Here is a 9,016-nt window from a genome sequence, read left to right on the forward strand (position 1 = left end):
GTTCAACAACGTCTCAAGCGTCCCGGGGCGTGGTGGCGCCTTGAGCAGGCCGAGGCCATGCTGGCGCTACGCCTCAACCGCGTCAATGGCCACTGGGAGGACTATTGGCAAGACCTGATTAAACAAGCGGCCTGACAACGACGTGGCGCGCATCAGTTATGGTCGCACCCGCCGTGGCGGCATGGTTGTTCCAGTAGCCCTGCATCAGGTTCTCGCCCTTGATCAGCAACTCGTCGTCCTGACCGATGCGTACCTGGATGCCCCGGATCGGCACGCCGACACTCTCGGGGATGTTGTCGTCGAGCGGATTGAAGCTGACGACCGGACTGGTTTCAGTCAGTCCATAGCCCTGGATGAGCGGCAGACCCAGCCCGATGAAGGTGCGCGCCACGCCGGTCGGCAGGGCCGCGCCGCCACTGACGGCCACCCGCAGCCGTCCGCCGAGCTTCTGCAGCACCGGCTCACCGACCTTGCGCTTGAGAAAAGGCCACAGCAGCAGACTCGGATGCCAGCCGCCGCGCCCCTGTTCGCGCAGAAAGGCACGCCAGCCGGTCGCGACGGCCAGCTGAAAGAGCCAGCGCACCGGAGCCGGCCGGGTCTGGAGCTGATCGGCGATCCGCGCGTAGATCCGCTCGAAGACGCGCGGCACGGCGATCATCGCCGTCGGGCGGATGGTTTGCAGATCTTCGGCCAGTTGCGACACCGAGCGCGCATAGGCCACGGTCGATCCCGCCATCATCGGCAGAAAATAACCGCCCGTGCGTTCGAGCATGTGCGACAGCGGCAGGAAGGAAAGAAAGAGATCCTCGCCATAGACGTCGATGAGCGTGAGCGCCGCGTGGGCGTTACTCAGGATGTTATGATGACTGAGCATCACACCCTTGGGCCGACCCGTGGTGCCCGAGGTATAGACGATGGTCGCCAGCTCGTGCGGTTCGCCGTCGCGCTGGGGCAGCGGCGGGGCACTGTCGGGCAGCCAGGACTCGGCGACCCGCACGCGCGCATCCTGGGCGGCCAGTTCATGTGCGGCCGGACTGGCTTCCAGAATGAGCACCCGTTGCGGCCAGGGTGAGTCGCCAATGGCGTCGGCCAGACGCTTCCAGCGTCCCGCGTCCTGAATCAGCAGCACCTTGACCGCTGCATCGTCCAGGATATAGGCCGCATTGTCGGCGCGATCGTCGGTGTAGAGCGGAACCGTGACCAGACCCAGCGCAAAAGCGGCCTGATCGAACAGGATCCACTCCGGGCCATTACGCAGCAGCATGGCGACCCGGTCGCCGGCCTCCAGCGATTCACCGACCAGCGCCTGACGCCAGCGCGCCACCCGGTCGCCCATCTCGCGCCAGGTCAGCGCACACCACCCCCGGCCGCGCTCGAAATAGCGATAGGCCACGCGCTCGGGCGAACGCTTGAGGCGCTGCAAAAAGAGCCCATCGAGTGTCTTGGCGCGATCGATTGGAATCAGATCCTCGGACCCTGGCTTCACTGGCGCTATCCTCTCAGTCTTCGTTGTTATGGCAGCGTCCAATTTGAACCGGAAAGATGCACGGTGCGCAATTCGAACCGCCTCTCTGTCCATATCGAGGCGGGTGCATACAATGCTGGAATTGAAAAAACGGTCAAGCACGCAATATTAGAGAAATCTAATGCAAGGAGTGATCGAAATGCACTCGATGAGATCGACCCTGTTTCTGACCTTGTTCGTACTGACGCCGACGTTCGTGCTCGCGGATCAGGCGGCCAGTCCGCCGTCACTGACCACAGCGCCGGCTGAGTTCCGTACCCTGCCGCGTGAATATCGCCTCGACGGCATCGTCGAGGCAGTCAAGCGCAGCACCGTCTCGGCCCAGACCCAGGGCCAGATCCAGGAGATCCTCTACGATGTCGATGACTTCGTGGAGAAGGGCGCACTGCTGGCGCGCATCAAGGACACCGAGCATCGCACCCGTGTCAGCCAGGCGGCGGCGGATCTCAAAGCGGCCACCGCCCGTCTGCGTCAGACCCAGGACGAGCACGACCGGTCGGCGGGTCTCTATCGTCAAAAGAACGTCTCGGAGTCGGCGATGGACAAGGCGCGCGCCGAGCTGGCCAGCGCCAGGGCCGAGCTTGAATCCGCGACAGCCCGTCTGGAAGCGGCTCAGGAACAGCTCGCCCATACCGAGATCCGCGCTCCCTATTCGGGCATCGTCACCCAGCGTCATGTCGAACTCGGCGAGATCGCCAGTCCGGGCACGCCGATCATGAGCGGGATCTCGCTCGACGAGCTGCGGGTGACGGTCGATGTGCCCCAGAGTGTGATTCCAGCCGTGCGCGGCGATACGGACGCCTCACAGCGCGCCTGGGTCTATCTGCCCGACGGGACGCGCGTCGCCTCCGGCCGGCTGACAATCTTTCCCTTTGCCGATCCCGGCTCCAATACCTTCAAGGTGCGCGTCGAGCTGCCACCGGGCGAGGGGGCCAGTGATCGGGCGCTCTTTCCAGGTATGTACGTCAAGACCAGCTTCGTGGTCGGCGAGAAGTCCGAACTCACGGTGCCCAAGTCGGCCGTGGTCCAGCGTTCCGAGGTCACCGGGGTCTATGTGGTGGGGGAGGACGATCACATCCACTTCCGCCAGATCCGGCTTGGCCGGACGCTCGCTGACGCCTATGTGGTGCTGGCCGGTCTGAGCGAGGGCGAGCCGGTGGCGCTCGATCCGATCGCCGCCGGAGCGCAACTCAAGGCCCAGACGCCGGTGCGTCATGTCGACGGCGAGGACCAGACCCATGACTGAGCCGGCCACGACTGAGCGACTGGGCATTTCGGGTCGGATCGCGGCCCGCTTCCAGGCCACCGAGATCACGCCGCTGCTGGCGCTGCTCGGTCTGCTGCTGGGGCTGTTTGCGGTGCTGGTCACGCCGCGCGAGGAAGAGCCGCAGATCGACGTGACCTTCGCCGATGTTTTCATTCCCTTTCCGGGCGCCTCGGCCACTGAGATCGAGCATCTGGTCGCCGGTCCGGCTGAGCAGGTCTTCTCCGAGATCAAGGGCGTCGAGCACATCTATTCGGTCTCGCGTCCGGGTCTGGCGGTGATCACGGTTCAGTACGCGGTCGGCGAGGACAACACCGAGGCCGTGGTGCGGCTCTTCAGCAAGGTGCTGTCGAATCAGGACTGGCTGCCGCCGAATCTGGGGGTCGGCACGCCGATCGTCAAACCCATGGGCATCGACGACGTGCCCATTCTGACCGCGACCCTCTGGTCCGAGAACGAGGCGGTCGGCGCCTACGAGCTGGGTCAGGTCGCCCATGCCATCGAGCAGGAACTCAAGCGCGTTCCCGGCACGCGCGATGTCTATACGCTCGGCGCCCCGGCACAACTGGTGCGTGTCCAGCTCCAGCCCGAGCAGCTCGCCGGCTATGGACTGGATCTCGATGGATTGCGCCGCGCGCTCCAGGCCGGCAATCGCATCGCCGACAATCTGAGCGTCACCGCCGACAACCAGGAGATCCTGGTCCAGGCCGGCACCTTCCTGACCTCGGTCGAGGCGATCGGCGAGCTGGTGGTCGGGGTGCATGACGGGCGTCCGGTCTATCTGCGCGATGTCGCCACACTCGAACGCGGTCCCGAGACACCCGAAACCTATGTGCTCATGGGTGCCGGCCCGGGGGGCGAACAGTCGGGCGTCACCGCCGGCTGGACCCGTCCGGCCGTGACCATCGCCGTAGCCAAGCAGGCGGGCGTCAATGCCGTCGAGGTGGCGACCGATGTCATCGAGCGTTTCGAGCAGCTCAGAGGGCTATTCATCCCCGAGGGTGTCGAGGTGACCATCACCCGCGACTATGGCGCCACCGCCGATGCCAAGGCGAAGAAGCTCATCAGCAAGCTCAGTTTCGCTACCGCCTCCGTAGTGCTGCTGGTGCTGTTCGCCATCGGCTGGCGCGAGGCGATCATCGTCGGCGCGGCTGTCGTCGTGACCTTGGCACTGACGCTCTTTGCCTCCTGGGCCTGGGGCTTCACGCTCAACCGGGTGTCGCTGTTCGCGCTCATTTTCTCGATCGGCATTCTGGTCGACGATGCCATCGTGGTGGTCGAGAACATCCATCGTCACATGGCCATGAGCCGCGATTCGCTGCTCGATCTGATGCCGCGCGCGGTCGATGAGGTCGGCGGGCCGACCATCCTGGCTACCTTCACCGTTATCGCTGCGCTGCTGCCGATGGCCTTCGTCAGCGGACTGATGGGGCCGTATATGAGTCCGATTCCGATCAACGCCTCGATGGGGATGCTGATCTCGCTGGTGGTAGCCTTCGTCTTCACGCCCTGGATGACCAATCAGATGCTCGGGCGTCATCATCTGGCGCACGCGCCTGCACCGGCTGGAGCCGGGGAGGGTGGCGGTCATGGCCATGAGGCCGATTCACCGCGTCTGAACGCCGTCTTCCAGCGGCTGATCGGCCCCTTTCTGATCGGTCGGCGCGGACATCTCAACCGTTGGCTGCTGCTCGGCGTCATCCTGCTGCTGATCGGCGGCTCGATCTGGCTTGCGGTCAACCGCACCGTGGTGCTCAAGATGCTCCCCTTCGACAACAAGAGCGAATTCCAGGTGGTGCTCGACATGCCGGAAGGCACCAGCCTCGAACAGACACTGCGCGTTTTGAGCGAGATGGGCGAGTATCTGGAAACCCTGCCCGATGTCAGTGACTATCAGCTCTATGCCGGCACTGCCGCGCCGATCAACTTCAACGGTCTGGTGCGTCAGTACTACCTGCGCGAGGGCGCGCATCTGGGCGACATCCAGGTCAATCTGGTCGATGCTCATCATCGCGACCAGAAGAGCCATGCCATCGCCCTGGAACTGCGCGCCCCCTTGCAGGAGATCGCCCAACGCTTCGGCGGCAATGCCAAGCTGGTCGAGATTCCGCCTGGACCGCCGGTGCTCTCGCCGCTGGTGGCCGAGGTCTATGGGTTGGACTACGACGGTCAGATCGCGATGGCGCGTCAGGTGCGCGCGGCCTTCGAGGGCACAGCCGACATCGTCGATGTCGACGACTCGGTCGAGTTCGCGGCGCACAAGCTGACCCTGGTCGTCGATCGCGCCAAGGCCGCGCGGCTCGGCGTGGTGCAGTCGAGCGTGTCAACGGCGCTGGCCACGGTGCTCGATGGCGAGGACATGAGCTTCCTGCACGGCGCCAACGTCAAGTACGCCGTGCCGATCCGGGTCGAGTACAGCGAAGCCGACAAGGCGGATCTGGAACAGGTGCTGGCGCTGCGCGTGCGCTCGGAGAGCGGCCAACTGGTGCCGTTGTCGGAGATCGTCTCGGTGGTCGACGGCACGCGCGCGCACAGCATCCATCACAAGGATCTGCTGCCCGTGGTCTATGTGACCGGCGACATGGCCGGTGCGACCGACAGTCCGCTCTATGGTCTGTTCGAGATCGCCGCGACCCTGAGCGATGAGCTGGGTCTGGAGCAGTGGTACCGCCAGGCGCCGACCAACCCCTATGGCTACAGCCTCAAATGGGACGGTGAATGGCAGGTGACCTATGAGACCTTCCGCGACATGGGCGCGGCCTATGGCGTAGGGTTGGTGCTGATCTATCTGCTGGTGGTGGCGCAGTTCCGTAGCTATCTGGTGCCGCTGGTGATTATGGCGCCGATCCCGCTGACCCTGATCGGGATTCTGCCGGGGCATGCGCTGCTGGGCGCGCAATTCACCGCAACCTCGATGATCGGCATGATCGCGCTGGCCGGCATCATCGTGCGCAATTCGATCCTGCTGGTGGACTTCATCAACCAGCAGGTGCGCGCGGGGATGAGTCTGGAGCAGGCGGTGATCGATTCGGCCGTGGTGCGCGCCAAGCCCATTGCCCTGACCGCCGTAGCGGCGATGGCGGGTGCCGTGTTCATCCTCGATGATCCGATCTTCTCGGGGTTGGCGGTGGCGCTGTTGTTCGGGCTGTTCGTCTCGACGGTCTTGACGCTGGTTGTGATCCCGGTGGTTTACTATGGCGTCATGTACAAGCGGGTCGAGTGGATTCGGACCGCGACGGGTTGAAGTTTTTGCAGAAGAGGTCATGCATCAGATGAGTGAAATCAGAATCGCCATTGCCGGAGCCGGCGGGCGCATGGGACGGACCCTGATTGAGGCGGTCGCGGAGACCGAGGGTCTGCGACTCGGCGCGGCGACCGAGCGTGCCGGAAGCTCGCTGATCGGCGCGGATGCCGGCGAGCTGGCCGGCGTTGGGCGGCTGGATGTCGCGGTCGTGGCAGAACTGGCGAGCGTGCTCGATGACTTCGATGTCCTGATCGATTTCACCTCGCCGGCGGCGACCATGGACCATCTGGCGCTCTGTCGTGCGGCCGGCAAGCGGATGGTGATCGGTACCACGGGACTCGATGAAAGCCAGCGCGCTGCGATCGAGGCTGCCGGTGCTGACATCGGGATCGTCTTCGCGCCGAACATGAGTGTCGGCGTCAATCTCTGCTTCAAGCTGCTCGACATTGCCGCGCGCGTGCTAGGCGACGAGGTCGATATCGAAGTCATCGAGGCGCATCACAGGCACAAGGTCGACGCGCCGTCCGGGACGGCGCTGCGCATGGGCGAAGTGATCGCCGAGGCGCTCGGACGGAATCTAAAAGAGGTCGCTGTCTATGGGCGTGAGGGCCAGACCGGCGCCCGCGCGCGTCAGACGATCGGCTTCGAGACCATCCGCGCCGGAGACGTGGTCGGCGAGCATACGGTCTGGTTCGCCGCCGATGGCGAGCGGGTCGAGATCGCGCACAAGGCGTCCAGTCGCATGACCTTTGCGCGGGGCGCCGCGCGCGCCGCGCGCTGGATCGCCGAGCGCGAGCACGGTCGCTTCGACATGCAGGATGTGCTGGGACTGCGGGACTATTGATCCGAGACGTCGTTAATCCTGGCAGGAATAGCCGTGAGCGATCAGTCCTTCCTGTAGATCGTCGGCGACCATGGGATGCGCGAGCAGATAGGCGGCGGCATTGAGCGAATAGTCGCCGATGGCGTCATCGACCGCCGTTTCCCAGTCCTCGATCCCATAGTCGCCCCGACCGAGCCACATGAGCGCCACCAGTTCGGCGCGCTGGCGCTGGCTCATCTCACCGATGGCGAGCGTCATCTCGCTGAGACTGAGGTCTTCGCTGTGATCGGTCAGCATCTGCAATGCCCAGTCCTCGAGCGGACTGTCGGGCGTGTCGGGCAGGACGACGTCCTCTTTGGCCTGAAACTCGCGCGCCTTCTCGATGATCTGGCACAGTGATTCGGGATTGATATGGAGTCGGCTCATCGATCGATTGCTCCTGATTGAGTGATTCCTGGCGTCGCGCCGCGCTGATCGCGGTGCCGTGCCGGAATCCATGCTGTTCCGAGTCTAAACCGGGGCGGGCGAGTGGTCCGTGTCCTGGGTCATGTTTCGGTGTTTGTTGCTTAGCGACAGGTCGCCAGTTCACGGATATAACGCCGAAATTGTACGCTCCAGATCAGAACCGGCGTCACGGATGGCAGGACCAGATAGCCAAGTTGATAGACGAGCGCCAGCATCTCGCGGCTGAGCTCGGACGCTCCCAGCCGTTCGCGCGCCGACTCCAGGCTGAACACCAGATCCTTGATGATCTCGGCCGAGAGACCGAACCATTGCACCAGCAGTAGGATCGCCAGGCCGATCAGCCAGTGCGCCATCTTCTCCGACTCGCCGCCCGGAGCGGCCAGCAGCAGGGCGGTGTAGAGCGGTATCCCATAGCCGTATTTCACCGCATCGATCGGGTGGGCCATGACCGACGTCGGTGCGACGGCCTGGGACGCTGAGTCCAGCGCCTCCACGCGCAACAACACCAGCAGATCGTTGCCCTGGGGCACGACGCCGGCGACGACGTCGGGCAGTATCCAGGTCGTTGAGACATCGAGCATCGCCGCCAGCGCCACCGCGATCAGGATGGTGGCGAAGTACCAGGCACCGAAACACAGCGGCAGCCAGAGCATGACCCAGAGCGCAAAGCGCGTGATGGGATTGGCGGGACTCATGATGAGGTTTCAAGTGCGGGTGATTCGCCGTTTGTCTGTCTCGATACCCAGCGCAGCCAGAACAGGAACACCAGCAGCACGTCGAGCATGATGAGCGCCTGCCAGACATAGAGATGTGCCCATTCGAAGACGGTGCGGTTCCATTGGCCGAGATAGAAGAGGCTGATGATGCGCAGGATGTTGAGTCCCTGCACGGTCGTCAGGCCCAGTGTGATGCCGATGAGGCGCTGGCGCCAGGTGGCGGGGAAGGCGAGCATGGCGGCCATCAAAATAATGGCGGCCTCGATGCCGTTGCAGCCGGCCTCGATCGCGACTCCGAAGCCGCTCGGCTGATCCCAGATCAGCTTGCCCTGGGCCAGCACGCGATCGTCGAACAGACGCATGGCTCCGGCGCTGATATCGGCGATGAAGGCCGTCCAGGGCTGGACCAGCCAGGTCTGGCCCCAGGGCAGGAGTTCCAGGGTGAACACGGCGATGACGAGCAGTGGGAAGACGAGGAGAAAGTGTTTCAAGCGTGCGTTGGTCTTGAGATGAATGGGCACTATATTAGCCAATCGCTAGGCTTTGACGCGAATCATCAGGACCAAGGCGCGTGGAGGCTGGTCAACGACAAGCCTGCTCACCGGGTTCTCAGGCGGACAAGCACGCGTATCGCGGTTGCTGTAGACGCGCGCTTTTCGCGGCTGCAAGCGCGTTTAAACCTCGACTAGGCCGGGATGCGTAATTTCTCTTCCTCTGGATCGAGCGTAGTTTTGGTCCAGAGTCGGTCAGCGATGGCGAAGGGATCGGCATTGATGGTGTGAACAAAGTGGTTGACCCGTTGAACCAATTCCTCGGCCGTGGCGTGACAATGATGGTAGGTGACCTCCTCGCGTAACCATCGCCACAGCGCTTCCACCGGCATGAAGTCTGGACTATAGGCAGGCAACGGTTGGAGGGTGATCGACAGCTCCTGAGCGAGCTCGCGCACGGCCCCGGCGCGATGATAGGAGGCGCCATC

General features: G+C 63.9%; 7 protein-coding genes and 2 pseudogenes. 4 read left to right on the forward strand and 5 right to left on the reverse strand.

Features of this window, described 5'->3' with window-relative positions:
* Window positions 1-135 (forward strand): annotated as a pseudogene (locus tag GJ668_RS18765) (ISKra4-like element ISTvi1 family transposase); the annotation flags it as partial.
* 34 nt (window positions 136-169) lie between these two features.
* On the opposite strand, the pseudogene GJ668_RS18770 reads toward GJ668_RS18765, so the two are convergent.
* Window positions 170-1,486, reverse strand: a pseudogene (locus tag GJ668_RS18770) (AMP-dependent synthetase/ligase); the annotation flags it as partial.
* Window positions 1,487-1,673: 187 nt separating this feature from the next.
* On the opposite strand from GJ668_RS18770, the gene GJ668_RS18775 reads away from it, so the two are divergent.
* The 3 genes from GJ668_RS18775 to dapB are packed head-to-tail and all read left to right on the forward strand — an operon-like array spanning window position 1,674 to window position 6,877.
* Window positions 1,674-2,771: an efflux RND transporter periplasmic adaptor subunit gene (locus tag GJ668_RS18775; RefSeq protein ID WP_425482512.1), complete on the forward strand. Its 1,098-nt coding sequence runs from the start codon at window positions 1,674-1,676 to the stop codon at window positions 2,769-2,771.
* Window positions 2,764-6,033: an efflux RND transporter permease subunit gene (locus tag GJ668_RS18780; protein ID WP_155451635.1), complete on the forward strand. Its 3,270-nt coding sequence runs from the start codon at window positions 2,764-2,766 to the stop codon at window positions 6,031-6,033. Before GJ668_RS18775 ends, GJ668_RS18780 begins: the two co-directional genes overlap by 8 nt.
* A gap of 28 nt (window positions 6,034-6,061) precedes the next feature.
* Entirely contained in the window at window positions 6,062-6,877 is an 816-nt protein-coding gene (gene dapB / locus GJ668_RS18785) for a 4-hydroxy-tetrahydrodipicolinate reductase (RefSeq protein WP_155451636.1), read from the forward strand.
* Between the two features lie 12 nt (window positions 6,878-6,889).
* Here the strand turns inward: dapB and GJ668_RS18790 are convergent, their stop codons facing one another.
* From GJ668_RS18790 to GJ668_RS18805, 4 genes are all read right to left on the reverse strand, one after another.
* On the reverse strand, window positions 6,890-7,282 hold the full coding sequence (locus GJ668_RS18790; RefSeq protein WP_155451637.1) for a DUF3775 domain-containing protein: 393 nt from the start codon (window positions 7,280-7,282) through the stop codon (window positions 6,890-6,892).
* 140 nt (window positions 7,283-7,422) lie between these two features.
* A complete protein-coding gene (locus GJ668_RS18795) occupies window positions 7,423-8,016 on the reverse strand; it encodes an exosortase H-associated membrane protein (RefSeq protein ID WP_246195005.1) in 594 nt (197 codons plus the stop codon).
* Entirely contained in the window at window positions 8,013-8,558 is a 546-nt protein-coding gene (xrtH, locus tag GJ668_RS18800; protein ID WP_343032248.1) for an exosortase H, read from the reverse strand. Before xrtH ends, GJ668_RS18795 begins: the two co-directional genes overlap by 4 nt.
* A 164-nt stretch (window positions 8,559-8,722) precedes the next feature.
* On the reverse strand, window positions 8,723-9,016 hold a 294-nt coding region (locus tag GJ668_RS18805; protein WP_186343029.1), incomplete at its 5' end, for a transposase.

This window comes from Allochromatium palmeri (assembly GCF_009720725.1).
GTDB lineage: Bacteria > Pseudomonadota > Gammaproteobacteria > Chromatiales > Chromatiaceae > Thermochromatium > Thermochromatium palmeri.

Excerpts from the sequence above, each read along its gene's own strand:
- GJ668_RS18795 (WP_246195005.1), bottom strand. The coding sequence starts at position 8,016 with ATGAGTCCCGCCAATCCCATCACGCGCTTTGCGCTCTGGGTCATGCTC.
- GJ668_RS18780 (WP_155451635.1), top strand. The coding sequence starts at position 2,764 with ATGACTGAGCCGGCCACGACTGAGCGACTGGGCATTTCGGGTCGGATC.
- dapB (WP_155451636.1), top strand. The coding sequence starts at position 6,062 with ATGAGTGAAATCAGAATCGCCATTGCCGGAGCCGGCGGGCGCATGGGA.
- GJ668_RS18790 (WP_155451637.1), bottom strand. The coding sequence starts at position 7,282 with ATGAGCCGACTCCATATCAATCCCGAATCACTGTGCCAGATCATCGAG.
- GJ668_RS18775 (WP_425482512.1), top strand. The coding sequence starts at position 1,674 with ATGAGATCGACCCTGTTTCTGACCTTGTTCGTACTGACGCCGACGTTC.